The sequence below is a fragment of the Lamprobacter sp. genome, from assembly GCF_034860625.1.
Lineage (GTDB): Bacteria > Pseudomonadota > Gammaproteobacteria > Chromatiales > Chromatiaceae > Lamprobacter.
In genome coordinates this window covers 24,875-41,305 of sequence record NZ_JAYESN010000026.1, presented here as the reverse complement: position 1 = coordinate 41,305, position 16,431 = coordinate 24,875, and the positions used below count along the sequence as shown (strand labels likewise).

The window sequence follows — 16,431 nt, the reverse complement described above, 5'->3', positions numbered from 1 at the left end:
ACCGATACCGATGCGCAGATGCTTGGTGCGAGCCGATGCTAATCGGCCAGGGCATCGATGCCCATCGCTTCGCTCCCCATCGCCGGCTGATCTTGGGTGGTATCGAGGTTCCGCATCCCCTCGGGCTCGAGGCCCACTCGGACGGTGATGTCGTGCTGCATGCGCTCTGCGATGCGCTGCTCGGTGCTGCCGGCCTGGGTGATATCGGTCACCACTTCCCTGATTCTGATGATGCCTTTAAGGATATCGATAGCCGCGTCTTATTGCGACGTGTGGTGCAGGCACTTGCTGAGCGCGATCTGCGCGTCCATAACGCGGACCTGACCGTCGTTGCGCAGGCGCCCAAGCTGGCCGCTTATATCGACGCGATGCGCGAGTGCATCGCCGCTGACCTCGACTTGCCAGGGGCGCGTGTGAACATCAAGGCGACGACCAGCGAGCGTATGGGCTTTACTGGCAGGGGTGAAGGGATCGCGGCCTTCGCCGTGGTTCTGCTCGACGACTCCGAGGCCGCGATAGCGCTGTGAGCACAGCGCCGAGTCCGACCATCGATTCGACCAAACCATGGCGCTCGTTTTCCGAGCTGCCCTATGCCTTCGGCGGACCCCGTCTCAGTGCTCAGCTGCGCACCGAGCCAGCCGATTTTATCGTCGATGAGATCCTCGCCTTCGGTCCTGACGGCGATGGGGAACATGCGCTGCTGCGTATTCGCAAGACCTCGGCCAATACCGACTGGGTCGCTCGACGCATTGCCTCGTTAGCCGGGGTGTCGGTCAAGATGGTTGGCTACGCCGGACTCAAAGACCGGCATGCAGTGACCACGCAGTGGTTCTCGGTGCACCTCGGCAACGCGCCAGAGCCACGCTGGCGATTGCTCGCCGAAGATGGCATCGAGGTCTTGGAGCAGCATCGGCACCGGCGCAAGCTCAAGCGTGGCTCCTTGGCTGGAAATCAGTTCCGCATCCGGCTGCGTGAGATTCGCGGTGAGCTCGATGCAGCAGCGGTACAGCTCGATCTGATGGCAACGACCGGCGTACCCAACTATTTTGGGCCGCAGCGTTTCGGACGCAGTGAGGGTAATTTGCTCAGGGCTCAGGCCCTGTTTGCCGGCGTTGCGCAGCGGGCGAGTCGACATCAGCGTGGGCTATGGCTCTCGGCAGCGCGCTCGCAGCTGTTCAACGAACTGCTTGCGCGTCGAGTCGAACGCGGCGACTGGACAAGCGCCTTGGTCGGTGATCGCCTTCAGCTGCGCGGTAGTCATTCGCACTTCCTCGTCGACAGCATCGATGAGCGCATCTCGGAGCGTCTGGATGCTGGCGATCTGATCCCAACCGGCCCACTATTCGGCGATGGTGAGCCGCTGACTGATCACCTGGTGCGGGAACTCGAAGAGCAGGTGGCTGCGGATTACAAGGACTGGCTAGCAGGTTTGGTGGATGCCGGGCTCAAGCAAGAGCGACGCGCCCTAAGGCTGGATATCGAGCAGCTTGAGCTCGAACAGCTTGCGCCGACCGAAGCCATCATGACCTTCACCTTACCTGCTGGTAGCTATGCGACCAGTGTCTTGCGCGAATTCACCACATGGACGGAGCCGAGCCCAGGCTAAAACTGCGTTCCCAGGCTCGTTGACATGACTAAGCCGGTGGGCAAGACACCGGCTCCGATTCCAGCCTCTTGCCCCTCAACTGCTGACTGGGATCGAGAAGGTCCAGAAGTTGACGATGAAGTGGGCGACGATACTGGCAAAGTAGCCAAGCGCGATGTATTTGGTCCAGCGCAGATGCTCGAAAAAGGTGTAGACACCTTTTGCCTGGCCCATCAGCGCAACGCCGGCAGCTGAGCCGATCGACAACAGGCTGCCACCGACACCAGCGGTCAACGTGACCAGCAACCAGTGTCCCTGCGTCATCTCCGGATTCATCGTCAATACCGCGAACATGACCGGAATGTTATCGACCAGCGCCGATAGGATGCCCACCATGGTATTGGCAAAGACCGGACCGACATCGATGTAGGCGAACGCAGATAGCAATTCGAGGTAGCCGATAAAGCCGAGGCCGCCGACGCAGAGAATGACGCCATAGAAGAACAGCAGCGTATCCCATTCCGCGCGGGCAATCTTGTTGAAGATATCGAACGGCATGGTGTCTTCCAGCGAGCCCGCCTTCACCGTTGCCAGCTCACCGCTCATGTAGAGGTAGTAGCTGAAGAACTTGAGATAGGCCAGGCCGGTCATCATGCCGAGCACGGGCGGCAGGTGGAAGAAGTTGTGTACGCTCACCGCCGTGGCGATGGTGAGCAGGAACAAAAAGACGATGCGCTTGGCCCCGCGCTTGGTCTTGACCACCTCGTCACTCGGGGGCGGGATCTCGTCGGGGATCGCCTGATGCATGAAGTAGGCGGGCACCAGATAGTTGACCAGCGCCGGGATGAACAGCAAGAAGAAGGTCTGGAACGGCAAGATGCCCTTCTGCCAGACCATCAGGGTGGTGATATCACCAAAGGGGCTGAAGGCACCGCCGGCATTGGCAGCGATGACGATGTTGATGCAACCGAGGGCGACGAACCGGGGTTTGTCGGCACCAACCGCCATCACCACAGCACACATCAACAGCGCTGTGGTCAGATTGTCCGCGACTGGGGAGATGAAGAAGGCGAGAAAGCCGGTCATCCAGAACAGCTTACGGTAGCTGAAGCCGCTGCGGATCAGCCAGGCGCGCAGCGACTCGAAGACGAGGCGCTCCTCCATGGCGTTGATATAGGTCATGGCTGCGAGCAGGAAGAGGAACAGCTCGGCAAATTCCATGATGTTGTGGTGTACCGCGTCGGCCACGGCGTGCGGGTCACCGCCATGACCGGTGTAGAAGAAGGCGATGAACACCCAGATCAAGCCAGCCGCCAACACCACTGGTTTCGACTTGCGCAGATGGGTGAATTCCTCGGCCATGACCAGCGCGTAGGCGATGACGAAGATCAGGATTGCGGTGTAGCCGACCCAGTGGCCGGTCAGGTCAATGTGCTGTCCGCCATCAGACGCCAATGCGAACGATGAGAGTGAGAGCAGGAACAGGCCAAACGCGACCTTGAGAGCGGGATGGTGCATGGAGAGACTCCTTAACGGCTGAGTCGCGTCAGTCGTGACCCTGATAGTACTTCGCCAGCTCGGTCTCCGAGAGGCGGGTGAGGCTGTCGCGCGGAAAGGCGCTCATTAATTCCCAGGCCAGGTTAAGCGTGGCCTCGATACTGCGGTCCTCGGCCTCGCCTTGGCCGACAAAGCGACGATCAAAGTCGTCGGCAAACTTGAGATAGCGGCGGTCACGCTCGGAGAGTTCATCGGCGCCGATGATACTAGCCAGGTTGCGGGTCTCGAGCGCGCGGGCATAGAGCGCATAGAGCTGGGCCGCGACCTTGGGATGATCCTCGCGCGTGTCGTCCTTGCCGATGCCGTCCTTCATCAGCCGCGAGAGGCTCGGCGAGATATGCACCGGCGGATAGATACCCTGGTTGTGCAACTCGCGCGAGAGGACGATCTGACCCTCGGTGATGTAACCGGTCAGATCGGGGATTGGATGGGTGATGTCGTCGGACGGCATCGAGACCACCGGCATCATGGTGATCGAGCCATGGCGCTCATGGATGCGCCCGCAGCGCTCGTAGATCTCGGCGAGGTCCGAGTAGAGGTAGCCGGGATAGCCCTTGCGCGCGGGCACGTCGCCTTTGGCGGTGGCGACCTCGCGCAGCGCCTCGGCGTAGTAGGTCATGTCGGTCATCACCACCAGCACATGGCGATCGAGATCATAGGCCAGGTACTCGGCGACGGTGAGCGCGGTACGCGGCAGGGTCAGGCGCTCGACCGGCGGATCATCGGCCAGGTTGACGAACATCACCACGTTGCGCAGCACACCGGAGCTGGCGAACTCGTCGCGAAAGAACTTGGCATCGGCATAGCTGACGCCCATCGCCGCGAACACGATCGAGAAGCTCGAATCCTCATCCTTGAGCTTGGCCTGACGCACGATCTGCGCCGCCAGCCGGTTGTGCGGCAGGCCGGAGCCGGAGAAGATCGGCAGCTTCTGCCCGCGCACCAGCGAGTTGAGCCCATCGATGGTCGAGATGCCGGTCTGGATGAACTCGCGCGGATAGCTGCGCGCGGCCGGGTTGATGGCCGAGCCGCCGACCGCGCGGCGGGTGTTGGAGAGGATCGGTGGGCGCCCATCGCGTGGCTCACCGAGGCCGTTGAACTCGCGGCCGAGGATCTCAGGCGAGAGGGCGATCTCGACCGGCTCGTCGAGGAAGCGGACCCAGACCGCTTCCAGGTCGAGATCATCGGTGCCCTCGAACACCAGGATCATCACCTCCTCGTTGGAGGCGCGAATCACCTGGCCATCGCGGCTGCCGCCACGGCCATCGGAGATCCGCACCCGATCGCCAAAGGCGACCCCCGGCGTATCGCGGACCAGGATCAGCCCGCCGCGAACCTCGCTGGCGGTTCGGTATTCTTTGATGCTCATGACAGGCGATTCATGCTGCTAGGGGCTGGAGTCCAAAAAGAGAGGGCGCGGCTTATCGTGAATCTCAGGCGATTCATTCTCGCGGGTGGCGCCGCGCCTTGAGCGTTAGCAACTGTCCATCAACCGCTTCCCGACGTGATGCCCCTTGTTGGGCCATGATCGAGAAATAGAACATGGATAGCCACTTAGTCATCGCTGTGCTGCTTCGCATACTGGAGCCGGATGGCCTCGAAGGCGTCCTCGATCTCGCGGCCGAGGTCGGTGATGCTCGCGACCTGATCGCTGTTGTAGATCGATTTGCAGCGCCGGACCTTGGCCAGCTGCGGCAAGTCCTGCAGATGGCTGACCGGCACGCCCAGCTCGATCAGGGTCATGCCCTTGTCGTAGATCGAGAGGGCCAGATCGAGCAGGGCGAATTGCTTCTGCGGTGAGCAGAAGGTGTCGACCTCATCGAGCGCACTCTGCTGCAGCACGCCCTCCTTGATCAGCGAGGCACCTTCCAGCTGCCAGCGCTGGGCATCGGAGAGGGCCTCGGGGCCGACCAGGTTGACGATGCGCGAGAGTTCGGCATCGCGCGCCAGCAGTGCCAGCGCCTGGGTGCGGCGGGCCTCCCAACGGCGATCAACCTCCTTGTGCCACCACTCGGCCGCAGCATGGACATGGGCCGAGAAGCTGGTCACCCAGTCGATACTCGGGTAATGCCGCGCGTCGGCCAACTCCTTGGACAGCGCCCAGAAGGTCTCGATGATGTCCTTGGTATGGCTGGTCACCGGTTCCGAGAAGTCACCACCGGGCGGCGAGACGGCGCCGATCAGGGTCACCGAGCCAGGGCCGGCATCATAGGTCTCGACCCGACCGGCGCGCTCATAGACCGCCGCCAGGCGTGAGGACAGATAGGCCGGATAGCCTTCCTCGACCGGCATCTGCCCGAGTCGACCGGACACCTCGCGCAGCGCCTCGGCCCAGCGGCTGGTCGAGTCGGCGAGCATGACCACGTCGTAGCCCATGTCGCGATAGTACTCGGCCATGGTCAGGCCGACGTAGACCGAGGCCTCGCGCGCCACCACCGGCATGTTGGAGGTATTGGCCACCAGCAGCGTCTTCTCCATCAGCTTGCGGCCGGTATAGGGGTCTTCGAGCTGCGGGAAGGTCTCGAGCACATCGACCAGCTCGTTGCCGCGCTCGCCGCAGCCGACGTAGATGACGATCTCGGCATTCGACCAGCGTGCGATCTGCTGCTGCACCACGGTCTTGCCCGCACCAAAGGGGCCAGGGACCGCGCCCTTGCCGCCCTTGAGCTGCGGGAAGAAGCTGTCGATGACGCGCTGACCGGTGATCAGCGGCGAGATGCCATCATCGCGCTTGCGATAAGGGCGCGGCTTGCGCACCGGCCAGCGGTGAAACAGCTTCAGTCGATGACTATGGCCCTGCTTGTCGCGCAGATGGCCGATGGTGGCCTCGATGTTGTACTCGCCATTCGGCGCCAGCTCGGTCAGCTCACCCTCAAGCCCCGGTGGCACCAGGATCTTGTGCAGCACGGTCTCGGTCTCTTGCACTGTGCCGAGCACCGTGCCGGGACCGATCTGCTTGCCTGGCTCCAGCTCCGGATTGGGCTCAAATTCCCATTCCCGCTCGCGATCCAGACCGGGCAGGCTCAAGCCGCGGCGAATGTAATCGCCCGACTGCAGTGCGATCTTCTCCAGCGGCCGCTGAATGCCATCGAAGATGCCGCCCAGTAGTCCAGGTCCCAGCTCGACCGACAGCGGCCAGCCGAGGCCCTCGGCCGGTTCGCCAGGCCGCACGCCATCGGTGCTTTCATAGGTCTGCACCGTCGCCTCGCGGCCATTCAGCGAGATCACCTCGCCGACCAGCCCCAGCTCGCCGATCTTGACCTGCTCACCACTGCGGATACCGGGCAGATCGATGGTGACGATCGGGCCGTTGATCTCGCGGATGAAGCCGAGGTTATTGCGCTCGGACTGATCGCGCCCGGAATGACCGCGCTCAGAATTGTTTCGCTCACTCATCGTGATCATCCCCCGAAGATGCTGCCGGTCTCGAAGCCGCTCGGCACCAGCCGCTCCAGGATGACTTGCTGCAGCCGTGCCTGCAGCCGCGTGACGCGCCCCTCAAAGGTATTGTCGACGCGAATCCGGCCATCGTTGCTCTCGATCATGACCCCGCCAAGGGTCTCGATCGGCTCCTCACTCAGCTTGACCTGGGTTCCGCTCGGTAGCCTGCTAACGAGGTCGGCCCAGTGCGTTTTCAGCAGTTTCCGATCGGCGTTGTTGGCGCGCACCGCGACCTCATCGTGCTCGATCTCAGCCAGGGCCGCCTCGATGAAGCCGGTGAGGGTCTGCAGATAGGCCGCGCTGTCCTTGGCATAGGCGAGCATCTGCTCGGCTAGGCGGCCCTCGACCTCGCGTACCAGGTTCCAGCGCACCAGATCCAAATGGCTCTGTAGCTTGAGCTCCTCGGCCTGGACCTGCTGGCGGTAGGCGCGATCGCCAAGGGTCTTGGCGATCGCCTCCTCGCGTTGCTCGCGCAGGCGCAGCTTCTCCGCTGCCTCGCGCAGGATGCTGTCGCGCGAGCGTTGGGCGCGCTCGCGATATTCTTTGGCCAGGCGCTCGGCGCGGGCCAGGATGGCGTTCTCGAGCTGATCTGCTTGGGTCGTCACGTCGAGTCCTAGATGGCGGTCGGTTGTCTATCGTTCAGTTGCTGACGTTCGGTTTCATGGCGCTTGGGCGCAGGGCGCTTTGGCACAGGGCACTTGGGCTCAGGGCATTCGGGCGCAGGGCATTTGGATGCGCGGCGGTCGCTAGCATGGTCCGCGGCAGCATGAGACTAAAGGCCGGCGCCGAACATGCTGGCGAGCCGATCGGCGACCTCGCTGCCGAGCTTCGGCGGCGCGGCCAACGGCGGCACGGCGACGACGACGATGCGGCCGCCTTCGCGACGGACACGCTTGAGGTGTTCGACATCCATCTGCATCACCTCTTCATCGACGATCACAAAGGCCTGATCGCGTGCCGCGAGCAGCTCGCGAAAAACCCGATCGACATCGGCTGGAGCCGGATTCGGATGCGTCTCGAAGCCGATCACGCTGAAGCCCTCGGCGAGGCTATCCTCGCCGAGGAATAGCATCCGCGTCGGCGGGGCTTGCGCGCTGGACGCTGCGCTGGTGGCTGCGCTGGAGGCCAAGGTAGAAGCCGCCGGGCTGTCGCTGGGTCTGTGCTCGCTCATCAGGGCTCAGGGCTTTGCAGCGGTTCGGTGCAGCGGCTCAAATGCGATTCAACAGCAGGATCGAGATGACCAGACCGTAGATCGCGATACCCTCGGCCAGACCCAAATAGATCAGCGTGCGGCCAAGGTTCTCTGGTTTTTCGGTGATTGCGGCGAGTGAGGCGGCGCCAATGGGGCCAACAGCGATGCCCGCCGCGATGGTCGAAAAGGCGGTTGGGATGCCTGCACCGAGGATGGCCAAACCCATGCCGACCGACATCTCCCGCAGGGTCTCGTTGACCACGACCTCTGTCGTCGACTCAGCAAAGGCCTCGCTGATACCGAAGCTCAATAGCGCGATCTGGGCGCCGACGAAGACCACGAGTTGGACCCCCATGGCTGGGGTGGCCCAGGTTGGTAGACGCAGCAATGGTTTTGCTGGGCGCAGTTCGAGCGCAAGGCCGGTCAGGATGAGACCGATGATGGCGAAGGACATCAGGGCAACGAGCCAATACATGGGGGACTCCGTGGATGCTGAATGGGGATGAGATGGCAGGACAGGGTTCAAACTGGGTTGATGTCAGGCGCGCGCGTCGGTGCCTCTGGTCAACGCTCACTGAGTGGTTGTGCTCGCGGTTGAGGTTTGTGCCGTGCGCAGGCGCAGTGGCGTGAACTCATGGCCGTCGCCAGAGAAGTAGCGCGAGAAGCCCTCGTAGTACTGCAAGCGCATGACCTGGATGGCGACGATCGCACCCTCGAGCACCAGCACGAACAGATTGCCGAGGATCACGGTGATCAGATGGCCGGTGGCACCCATCATCGCGGCGAGGGTCAGCACAGCGATCGAGAGCGCAGCGTGATTGAGGCTGAAGGCCGCGACGCGCAGGAACGAAAGGGTATTAGAGATATAGCCGATCACAGTTTCGAGGGTTTCAATGAACACCACGAGGATCTTCTCGCCGATCGGCGCCTTCATGTGCGACCAGGCGTAGCCGGCGAGGACCAGTAAGCTGCCGATCACCAGCGCCAAGGGGAGGGTTCCAAAACGGCTGCTGGTGGCGATGCCAACGGCGCCCCAGATCAGCGCCAGATAAAAGATCAGATTGACCAGGCCATGATGGCCGAACACCGCAGCGGCAAGATCCTTGACCGCCATCCGGTTGTAGATCGCCAGTCCGCAGGCGATGGCGATGAACAGCACCCCGTAGCCGAGGGCGATCTGCAGCATCAGGATCGGATGGTGGATCGGACTCATCCAGAGCGCGGGCAGGATCTCCTCGTAGCCAAAGAGGCTGCCATAGAGGACGCCAAAGAACATCGATGAGAGGCCAGCCATGATGCCGAAGCGATAGAAGCGTCCGAGCTTGGCGCGGAACGCCCAGGCAACGCCGGCGATGACGGCACCTTGGCCGATATCGCCGAACATCGAGCCGAACATTAGCAGGAAGGTCACCGCGAACAGCGGCGTTGGGTCGACCTCCCCGTATTGCGGGATGCCATACTGCTTCACCAGCATCGAGAAGGGCGCGAGAAAGCGATTGTTGGTCGCCACCGTCGGCACTAGGGGGCGCTCGGCCGGCCTGGGATCACGGCTCTCGAGCTCAAAGGGGAGGGCCAGGCTGGCGCGCAGGCGCGCCTCTAGTTTGTTGAGCTTGCGTGCGGGCACCCAACCGCAGACGACGGCGAGATGTCCGGCACTGCGGATTGATGGATCGAGGGTGACGAACGGGGCGGCCATCTGTAGGGCCTGCCGCGCTGAGCGGAAAAACCCGCGATGCCGCTGCTCCCAGGCATCCACCTCGGTACTCAGGGCGCTGCGCTCGGCTTGCAACTGTTCGCGCTTGGTTTCAAGCTCATCCCGCTTTTGCTCGGGACTGGCATCCTCGAGTCCCGCTGGGATCGGCAAGGGTTGAAAACTGGCGGAACTGAGCACGGAGGCCAACTGACTCTCTTGCTCACCACGCGGTCCGACGATCACCACATGGGTGCTTTGGTCGCGCTCCAGATAGGTGAAGAGCAGATGGTCGGCGAGGGTCACCGCACCCTGCAAGCGGCTGACGTTCTCACGTGGGACGACGCCGACATAGAAGTCGAGGAAGCGAGTCTTATTGCGCAGCGCGCCCAGGTCGATCTTGAGGTTACTGAAGTTCTCCAGCGCGGCCTGTTGCTCGCGCAGAAAGCGATCTTGCTCATCGATGCGCCGAAATCCCTCCTCGAAGCGCGAGGCCTCGGCCCAACGCTCGGTCAGCTGTTCGTTGATCCTGCGCAGCTCGTCCGGCTCGATCACCCGCACATCATCGAGATCGGGTGCTGCATCGACGGCGACCACCTTGGCGATCTTCTCGAGCCGGCCATGGGCCTGCTGATAGATCTCGCGGTAGTCACGTCCGGGGATGCCGCTCAGCAGTTGCTCCTGGGGTGGGCGGGTGTCTGGGTGGAAGCTCTCGGTCTCGGCCAAGGTCAGCGAGGCTTGCGGGAGATCGTCGGTGATGACTAAGAGCCGGACATGCTTCATCGGCAACGGGCGCAGTCTGATCTCACGCCAACTGTCCGGTGACCGCAACGCTCGCCAGACCTGGCCGATCAGGGTGGCGGCTTGACGCAAGGCAGGGCCAGCCTTAGCGGCGATGGCCCGGATTTGAGGCTCAACCTTGGCGGCGATGGCTCGGAGCTGCGGCTCAACCTTGGCAGCAATGGCTCGGATCTGCGGTTCAGCCTTGGCAGTAATGGCCCGGATCTGCGGCTTGGCCTCTGCCAGCAGCTTCGCCCAAAACCCACGCAGCAGAGCCCATAGCGACAGCAGGTGTTGCTGGATGGCTGACAGGCGCTGTTGTGTGTTGGCTGACATATGGGCTCAATGGTGATCGGCTTTGCGAGGCGGGGCGAGCGTGATCAGTGATCAGGCAGCGGACGGCAAGGGCAACGCACAATCCGGTGGATGCGCCTCGACGGCGATTTCCACGAGGTCGCGCGGTAGGCCAAGCAGTTGCCCTTGCACCAAGGCGAACAGCATGAGCACGCCATGCTCGCGCAAAATTAAATAGGCGAGGCTGCGGGCGACACCGGAGTGGCCTCGCGAGAGCAGGCGCCGGGCCTCTTGGGTGACATAGCCGCCAAGGCGTTGCTGGACCTCGATGAGGCTCTGACTGCCGGCAAGCGCGCTGTTCAAGGGCTCCGGTAGCGCGGCGACAATCTCCTCGAGGCTGTCGAGGTTAACCAGCGTCAGCAGTCGGTCGCGATGCAGCAGGCTCACCGAGGGCACCAGCTGGTAGAAGGTCTCACTCGGCGAGAGCGCATACGAGAAGCGAAAGCGTAACAACCACATCAGCGCAACACGATCGAGCACCGCGCCGAGCAGTTGTTTCAGCTCGGGCTGGCTGCTGTCGTGCACCTGCTGCAGCCGACGCGCCATTTCGGTGTAGTAGCGTTGATCGATGGCGGCTTCGAGGGCGAAGGGATCGCGTTTCTGCTCGAAGACCTCGCGTCCCTGTTTCGCGATCAGGCTGTAGGGGCCTTGCTCTAGCTTACGCAGTAGCTCCAGCACACCTTCAGCTTGGAACAGGTCCTGTTGAGGCAGGCGCACATGCTCTGGCAATTCGTAGAGGTTGGCGCGGATCTCGGCTTGGTTTAAGTCGTAGAGCTTGCCGCGCAGTAGGGTCTTGAGGTTGAAGAGGGCGTACTTACGGCCCCATGCCAACACTAAACCGGCCTCCGCTGCCGCCATTGGGCGGATCAGGATGCGCAGTTCGTTCAGAAGGGTATTGATCAGCGCCTGCTTGACGCTCCGGCTCTTGGCGCGGCGATCGGGCGATGCGTCTAGCAAGCCATCAAGCCCGAACCGCTGGGCAAGCTCTGGCAGTGAGAGTCCGCACAGGACCGTCACCTCATCAGGATCGATCAGGTGTTCGGCCATCGCCGAGACACGGGTGTTGAGGTAAGGCTCGCGCATACGGCTACTGCGATCAGGAGCGCTTAACGTCGCGTATCGAGGAGGAGGGCGAAGGCGGCATCGAGGGCCTCCTGTTCGCGCGCCTCCGCGGATTCACGAAGATGCACATGGCGTTCTTCGTAACGGCGTTTGAGCTCGGCGACGGTCTGCTCTGCGCGCTCCTCAGCCTTGTTGATGAAGCCTCGGTGCAAGTCCGGGATACGCGCGGTGAAGCGCTCATCTTCCGCGCGGGCATCACGCAAGGCGGCTTGGATGATGCGCTCTTGCTCTTGCTCGGCCTGTTGAGCGAGGCTTTCAGCCTTCATCTCGGCATCAAGGAGGCGTTTCAGCGTATCGTCCATCAGTGCCTGAGGATCTCGTCAGTGGGTGGGCGCGGGGTTCGTCCGCGTTGGCGGGGTGCAGGGTAACCCATTCTGGCGGGTTGCTGCCCATGCTTCGCAACGCCTGTTGCCTTGCTAATATTCACATGCTGAGCGCCAACTGCCAAGCCTGACCGATTCATCGCCTCTTACCGGGCCATGCGATTGATCAACGAGATCGTCCAACGAGATTGCCGATGCCAAACAGTCCCACCAACAGTCCCGCCGTTATTGAGACCCCGCCGCAACTGCCGTCGCGACCTAGCCTTGGCTCCCGTCTCCTAGGCGCCTTTTTACTGTTCTGGAGCTTGGGCTTCGTCTCCTGCCAGTCTTTGTTTTTTCTGTGACGATAATCTTTACTGTAACGATCTTCATCTGCAATCATGCGTGACGTGCAACAAGACCAGCAAGACCTGCAAGCACAGCTCAATCGGCTTGGCGTGACCGGTCCTGCTGCGCAGTGGTTGATGGCGAAACGCCAGGCCATGGCGTCAACGACAGCGGACCCCGCCGTTGCTTCAGTGTCCCATGCGGCAGTAAGGCGTCCGCGCCCCGTGCGTGCTTGGCTGCTCTGGCTGTTCTCATCACCGCTGATACTCGCCACCTTGAGTGCGCTAGTCGCCGGGCGTCTCGACGGCTTCATCGCCGACGCTGCGGCCTGGGGCTTGGTGGCCTTGGCCGCCTTGCTGACAAGGCGGGCGTCGCTCCAGCCTGCTGCTGAGGCCGAACAGCGGCGTTTCAGCCAACTTGGGCAGCGCTGGCAGTTTCCACTGCGCAATCAGGCAGCGGTCTCTTTGGCAGCCGGTACCTGCATTGCTGCGGTCTATGGCGTTGGCCATCCGCTCGGGGTCGGCTTGGGCTTCGCCGCGGTCGCCGTGCTGGCCTACCACCTGATCTACCGGCTAGAGCCGTTGCGAGTGGGTAGGCCGCTGACGGCCCAGGACAAGGAATCGCGGGCAGTGATCGAGGCGCTGGCCGAGGCCGAGGATCGACTCATCACCATCGAGCGCGCCGCTGCCGCGATCGGCAATCGCGAGCTGAGCCAGCGGCTGGCGCGCATCGCCGAGCTGGGGCGGGGCATCCTGGCGCAGATTGCCGAGCGTCCCTCCGATCTACGCCGCGCTCGGCGTTTCTTGACGGTTTTTCTGGAAGGCGCCGAGCAGGTATCCGACGGCTATGCGCGCACCCATCGGCATGCCGATTCGGCCGAGCTCGAGCAAAGCTTTCGCACCGTGCTGATCACCATCGAAGAGCAGTTCCAACGCCAACGCGAGCGCTTACGCGAGGCCGATGTGCTCGACCTCGATGTGCAGATCGAGGTGTTGAAGAAGCAGCTCGATCAAGAAGGCATTGGCTAGTGTTTCCATGCCCCTGGCGGTTCGAGGTGCGCTTGGCTGGGCCTATTCGACGAGGCCGATCACGCAGTCGATCGCGGCTTGATTGTTGCCCGAGGGGTAGAAGCTATTGATGTCGCTGGCATAGGTCTCGGCATCGATGGTGCCGGCGCCGAGCTTTGCCGTTTCATCCATAAAGGTGGTGTCATCGCTGCTCATATCGAGCAGATAGCCGATCGGCTGTGAGCCGACGCTGAGCTTGCCACAGCGCGCATCCACCTGGTTTAGAAAGGCATTCGAGGCCGGGCCTTCGGGAGCAACGAGGCTACCGCTGCATCCACCGAGCAGCAGCGCGGCGCTCGCGAGTGTGGCGAAGGTGACTACATGCGGCATCATGGCATCCTGAGTGTTGCGGGTTGAGGATTGCGGGTAACTAAGGTGGCTCAGTGTCTGATCGCGGCTTGGAGGCGTCAAGAGATCATTCTGGCGCGTGTGAACCTACAGACTGTTGAGGCCGAACTCGAGTCGTCCGAGCGATGTCGGGCGTTTAGAATCACCGGCTCGGTCGCCTTTTGCTCCGCTAGTCTGAGGATGACCGCGATACCCGAGGCCCCAGCCCCCATTCGATGCAGGAGTACCAAAAGATGAGCGATAACCCCCAAGCCCCCGCCGCAGCCGAGCCGCTTGCAATGGCGAAGGCGAAGGCGCCAGCACCGACGGCGAATCAAGCGATCGTCGGGCTCGCTGAAGCGCCACCCGCCGAGCAGACGCAGATCAAGGCCCTGCTGGCCGAGCTCGACCTCACCGACAGTAGCGCCATCATGCACTTCGGCGCCAAGGCGCAGCAGCAGCTCACCACTGTGTCGGATCAGATGCTCGAGGGCGTGCGGAGTAAGGACACCGGCGGCGCCGGGCAGACCCTCAGCGAGATGGTTGGGACTCTGCGCGGCTTCGACGTCGATGCGCTTGATCCCAACGCCAAGCCGGGCTTTTTCAAGCGGTTGTTCGGCGCCGGCAAGCCGATCATGCGCTTCCTGCAGGAATACGAGGCGGTACGCGATCATATCGATCGCATCACCATCGATCTCGAGCGCCACAAGACCCGCTTGCTGACCGATGTGACCTCGCTGGATCGGCTCTATGACGCCAACCTCGACTATTTCCGCGAGCTCGAGCACTACATCGCGGCCGGCGATGCCAAGCTCGCTGAGCTCGACCAGGAGACGATTCCGGCGCTGGCGGCCAAGGTCGAGCAGGCCGAAGACATGGTACAGGCGCAGAACCTGCGCGATTTGCGCAGCGCGCGCGATGACCTCGAACGGCGTGTGCACGACCTGCGCCTGACGCGCCAGGTGGCGATGCAGGCCTTGCCGAGCATTCGATTAGTGCAAGAGAACGACAAGGGTCTGATCAACAAGATCAACTCGACCCTGGTCAACACGGTACCGCTGTGGCGCCAGCAGCTAGCGCAAGCGGTGACCATCTACCGCTCCGGCCGTGCCGCGGAGACAGTCAAAGCCGCGACCGATCTGACCAACGATCTGCTCAAGGCCAATGCGACTAACCTCAAGACCGCCAATGCCGAGGCGCGGCGTCAGATCGAGCGCGGGGTGTTCGACATCGAGACCGTCAAAGAGGCCAATCGCGCCCTGATCGAGACCATCGAAGAGAGCCTGCAGATCGCCGACGAGGGTAAACGTGCCCGAGCCGCCGCCGGTGTCGAGCTGCAGCAGATGGAGACTGAGCTGCGCAAGACGTTGGCGGCTGCGAGCGCGCCGCCTCCGCGCGGTGCCTGATCAAGGGAGCGCTTGCATCCTTTATGCGAAACCGAACAGCTCATCGACCGAACGGTAATCCATCGCTTGCACGCCGTCTTCAAAACGCCAGGGTTTGCCGCGATAGATGACAGCTTGGCGATGCAAGGGGTGGAGTGTTGCAGAAAAACGCTGCAGGCTGGCCTTGAAGACGGTGTGCCAGGTCTCTGCCGCCTTGATTTCAACGCCCGTCATCTCGCCGCCGCTCTTGTGCAGCAGATCGATCTCATTGCCGTGGCTGTCGCGAAAAAAATAGAGATTGGCAGTTCGGCCCCGGTGAAAACGCGCCTTGAGTGCTTCGACGACGACCAGATTCTCAAACAGGCTCCCCAGTAGGGGGTCGCGCGCGATCTGCTCCGGTTTTTCGATATCCAGCAGATAGACCAGCAGGCCAGGCTCGATGAAATAGTACTTGGGGGACTTGATGACGCGCTTGCCGAAGTTCTCGAAATAGGGCGAGAGTTTGAAGATGACAAAGGAGGCTTCCAGAATCGATAGCCAGTCCTTGATGGTTTTGCCGTCGACGCCGACATCATTGGCCAGCGACTGATGATTCATGATCTGGCCGACACGCCCCGCTAGCAATTTGATGAATTTCTCAAACAGGCCGGCATCCTTGAGCTTGATCAACTGCCGCACATCGCGTTCGACATAGGTTTGATAGTAGTTGGCGTAAGCGGTGCGCGGCCGCTGCGACTGGTCATGAATGCGCGGCAGAAAGCCGTTGAAGGCATAGTGCTCGAAGCTGTCGAACCTGATGCCACCGCCGGACAATTCGGCAATCGACAGCGGCAACAGATGCAACAGACCGGTGCGACCGGCCAGCGACTGGCTGATGGCCGCGCGCAGTTCCAATTGATGTGAGCCGGTCAAGACAAAGCGACCCGTGCGGTTGTCGGCATCCACGATGCTCTGCAGGTAGCTCAACAGGTGCGGGGCGCGCTGAATCTCATCGAAAATGACAGGATCAGGATACGCCTTGAGGAAGGCACGGGGATCTTCCGCCGCGAGTTGCCGATTGTCCGGATCTTCCAGACTGATGTAGTCGTAGTCCGGCAGCGCCAGGCGCACCAGTGTGGTCTTGCCCGCCTGTCGTGGTCCAAGCACAGTGACGATCGGATATTCGTTGAGCTGAGCGAGCAGCTCGTCTTGCAGGAGTCGTGGGATCATGCGCCCCATCATAGTTTGTGCAATATCGGAGTTCAACTCCAATATTGCACAATCCAGCGCCTGCTCCATGTG

The 16,431-nt window shown here is 62.2% G+C and carries 15 protein-coding genes; 4 read left to right on the top strand and 11 right to left on the bottom strand.

From position 1 onward, the window contains the following. Window positions 1–35 precede the first annotated feature (35 nt). Entirely contained in the window at window positions 36–527 is a 492-nt protein-coding gene (gene ispF / locus VBE63_RS09225) for a 2-C-methyl-D-erythritol 2,4-cyclodiphosphate synthase (RefSeq protein ID WP_323682721.1), read from the top strand. Next, on the top strand, window positions 524–1,606 hold the full coding sequence (gene truD, locus VBE63_RS09220) for a tRNA pseudouridine(13) synthase TruD (protein ID WP_323682720.1): 1,083 nt from the start codon (window positions 524–526) through the stop codon (window positions 1,604–1,606). The genes ispF and truD overlap by 4 nt, the downstream gene beginning before the upstream one ends. 75 nt (window positions 1,607–1,681) lie before the next feature. On the opposite strand, the gene nhaD is transcribed toward truD, so the two are convergent. The 9 genes from nhaD to VBE63_RS09175 form a co-directional block, all read right to left on the bottom strand. Beyond that, window positions 1,682–3,103, bottom strand: coding sequence for a sodium:proton antiporter NhaD (gene nhaD / locus VBE63_RS09215; protein WP_323682719.1), 1,422 nt, complete (start codon window positions 3,101–3,103; stop codon window positions 1,682–1,684). A 28-nt stretch (window positions 3,104–3,131) separates the two neighbouring features. Further along, a complete protein-coding gene (locus tag VBE63_RS09210) occupies window positions 3,132–4,511 on the bottom strand; it encodes a V-type ATP synthase subunit B (RefSeq protein WP_323682718.1) in 1,380 nt (459 codons plus the stop codon). A 185-nt stretch (window positions 4,512–4,696) separates the two neighbouring features. After that, window positions 4,697–6,538 carry a V-type ATP synthase subunit A gene (locus VBE63_RS09205; protein WP_323682717.1) on the bottom strand — a complete coding sequence of 614 codons (1,842 nt, stop codon included), beginning with the start codon at window positions 6,536–6,538 and terminating at the stop codon, window positions 4,697–4,699. A 5-nt stretch (window positions 6,539–6,543) separates the two neighbouring features. Then, window positions 6,544–7,188 carry a V-type ATP synthase subunit E gene (locus VBE63_RS09200; protein WP_323682716.1) on the bottom strand — a complete coding sequence of 215 codons (645 nt, stop codon included), beginning with the start codon at window positions 7,186–7,188 and terminating at the stop codon, window positions 6,544–6,546. 167 nt (window positions 7,189–7,355) lie between these two features. Next, window positions 7,356–7,655 (bottom strand): V-type ATP synthase subunit F, encoded by a 300-nt coding sequence (locus VBE63_RS09195; protein WP_323682740.1) that lies wholly within the window; start codon window positions 7,653–7,655, stop codon window positions 7,356–7,358. A gap of 136 nt (window positions 7,656–7,791) precedes the next feature. Continuing rightward, window positions 7,792–8,250: an ATP synthase subunit C gene (locus tag VBE63_RS09190; protein WP_323682715.1), complete on the bottom strand. Its 459-nt coding sequence runs from the start codon at window positions 8,248–8,250 to the stop codon at window positions 7,792–7,794. Between the two features lie 96 nt (window positions 8,251–8,346). Then, a complete protein-coding gene (locus VBE63_RS09185) occupies window positions 8,347–10,581 on the bottom strand; it encodes a V-type ATP synthase subunit I (RefSeq protein ID WP_416274530.1) in 2,235 nt (744 codons plus the stop codon). A gap of 51 nt (window positions 10,582–10,632) precedes the next feature. Then, window positions 10,633–11,682 (bottom strand): V-type ATPase subunit, encoded by a 1,050-nt coding sequence (locus tag VBE63_RS09180; RefSeq protein ID WP_323682714.1) that lies wholly within the window; start codon window positions 11,680–11,682, stop codon window positions 10,633–10,635. Between the two features lie 23 nt (window positions 11,683–11,705). After that, the gene (locus VBE63_RS09175) at window positions 11,706–12,023 is read right to left on the bottom strand and encodes an ATPase (RefSeq protein WP_323682713.1); all 318 of its coding nucleotides are present in this window, start codon (window positions 12,021–12,023) and stop codon (window positions 11,706–11,708) included. 401 nt (window positions 12,024–12,424) lie between these two features. Here VBE63_RS09175 and VBE63_RS09170 point away from each other — a divergent pair, with 401 nt between their 5' ends. Continuing rightward, a complete protein-coding gene (locus VBE63_RS09170; RefSeq protein WP_323682712.1) occupies window positions 12,425–13,399 on the top strand; it encodes a 5-bromo-4-chloroindolyl phosphate hydrolysis family protein in 975 nt (324 codons plus the stop codon). 42 nt (window positions 13,400–13,441) lie between these two features. Here VBE63_RS09170 and VBE63_RS09165 read toward each other — a convergent pair whose 3' ends face one another. Next, complete coding sequence (locus tag VBE63_RS09165) at window positions 13,442–13,771, bottom strand: hypothetical protein (protein ID WP_323682711.1); 330 nt, start codon at window positions 13,769–13,771, stop codon at window positions 13,442–13,444. A gap of 248 nt (window positions 13,772–14,019) precedes the next feature. Between VBE63_RS09165 and VBE63_RS09160 the strand changes: the two genes are divergently transcribed. Beyond that, the gene (locus VBE63_RS09160; RefSeq protein WP_323682710.1) at window positions 14,020–15,171 is read left to right on the top strand and encodes a toxic anion resistance protein; all 1,152 of its coding nucleotides are present in this window, start codon (window positions 14,020–14,022) and stop codon (window positions 15,169–15,171) included. A 21-nt stretch (window positions 15,172–15,192) separates the two neighbouring features. On the opposite strand, the gene VBE63_RS09155 is transcribed toward VBE63_RS09160, so the two are convergent. Beyond that, window positions 15,193–16,359: an ATP-binding protein gene (locus tag VBE63_RS09155; protein ID WP_323682709.1), complete on the bottom strand. Its 1,167-nt coding sequence runs from the start codon at window positions 16,357–16,359 to the stop codon at window positions 15,193–15,195. Window positions 16,360–16,431 lie beyond the last annotated feature (72 nt).

Bases quoted from the DNA above. Each gene is read 5' to 3' on its own strand.
- VBE63_RS09190 (WP_323682715.1), bottom strand. From the start codon at position 8,250: ATGTATTGGCTCGTTGCCCTGATGTCCTTCGCCATCATCGGTCTCATC.
- ispF (WP_323682721.1), top strand. From the start codon at position 36: ATGCTAATCGGCCAGGGCATCGATGCCCATCGCTTCGCTCCCCATCGC.
- VBE63_RS09195 (WP_323682740.1), bottom strand. From the start codon at position 7,655: ATGCTATTCCTCGGCGAGGATAGCCTCGCCGAGGGCTTCAGCGTGATC.
- VBE63_RS09205 (WP_323682717.1), bottom strand. From the start codon at position 6,538: ATGAGTGAGCGAAACAATTCTGAGCGCGGTCATTCCGGGCGCGATCAG.
- VBE63_RS09165 (WP_323682711.1), bottom strand. From the start codon at position 13,771: ATGATGCCGCATGTAGTCACCTTCGCCACACTCGCGAGCGCCGCGCTG.
- VBE63_RS09170 (WP_323682712.1), top strand. From the start codon at position 12,425: ATGCGTGACGTGCAACAAGACCAGCAAGACCTGCAAGCACAGCTCAAT.
- VBE63_RS09155 (WP_323682709.1), bottom strand. From the start codon at position 16,359: ATGATCCCACGACTCCTGCAAGACGAGCTGCTCGCTCAGCTCAACGAA.
- VBE63_RS09185 (WP_416274530.1), bottom strand. From the start codon at position 10,581: ATGTCAGCCAACACACAACAGCGCCTGTCAGCCATCCAGCAACACCTG.
- VBE63_RS09180 (WP_323682714.1), bottom strand. From the start codon at position 11,682: ATGCGCGAGCCTTACCTCAACACCCGTGTCTCGGCGATGGCCGAACAC.
- nhaD (WP_323682719.1), bottom strand. From the start codon at position 3,103: ATGCACCATCCCGCTCTCAAGGTCGCGTTTGGCCTGTTCCTGCTCTCA.
- VBE63_RS09210 (WP_323682718.1), bottom strand. From the start codon at position 4,511: ATGAGCATCAAAGAATACCGAACCGCCAGCGAGGTTCGCGGCGGGCTG.
- VBE63_RS09160 (WP_323682710.1), top strand. From the start codon at position 14,020: ATGAGCGATAACCCCCAAGCCCCCGCCGCAGCCGAGCCGCTTGCAATG.
- VBE63_RS09175 (WP_323682713.1), bottom strand. From the start codon at position 12,023: ATGGACGATACGCTGAAACGCCTCCTTGATGCCGAGATGAAGGCTGAA.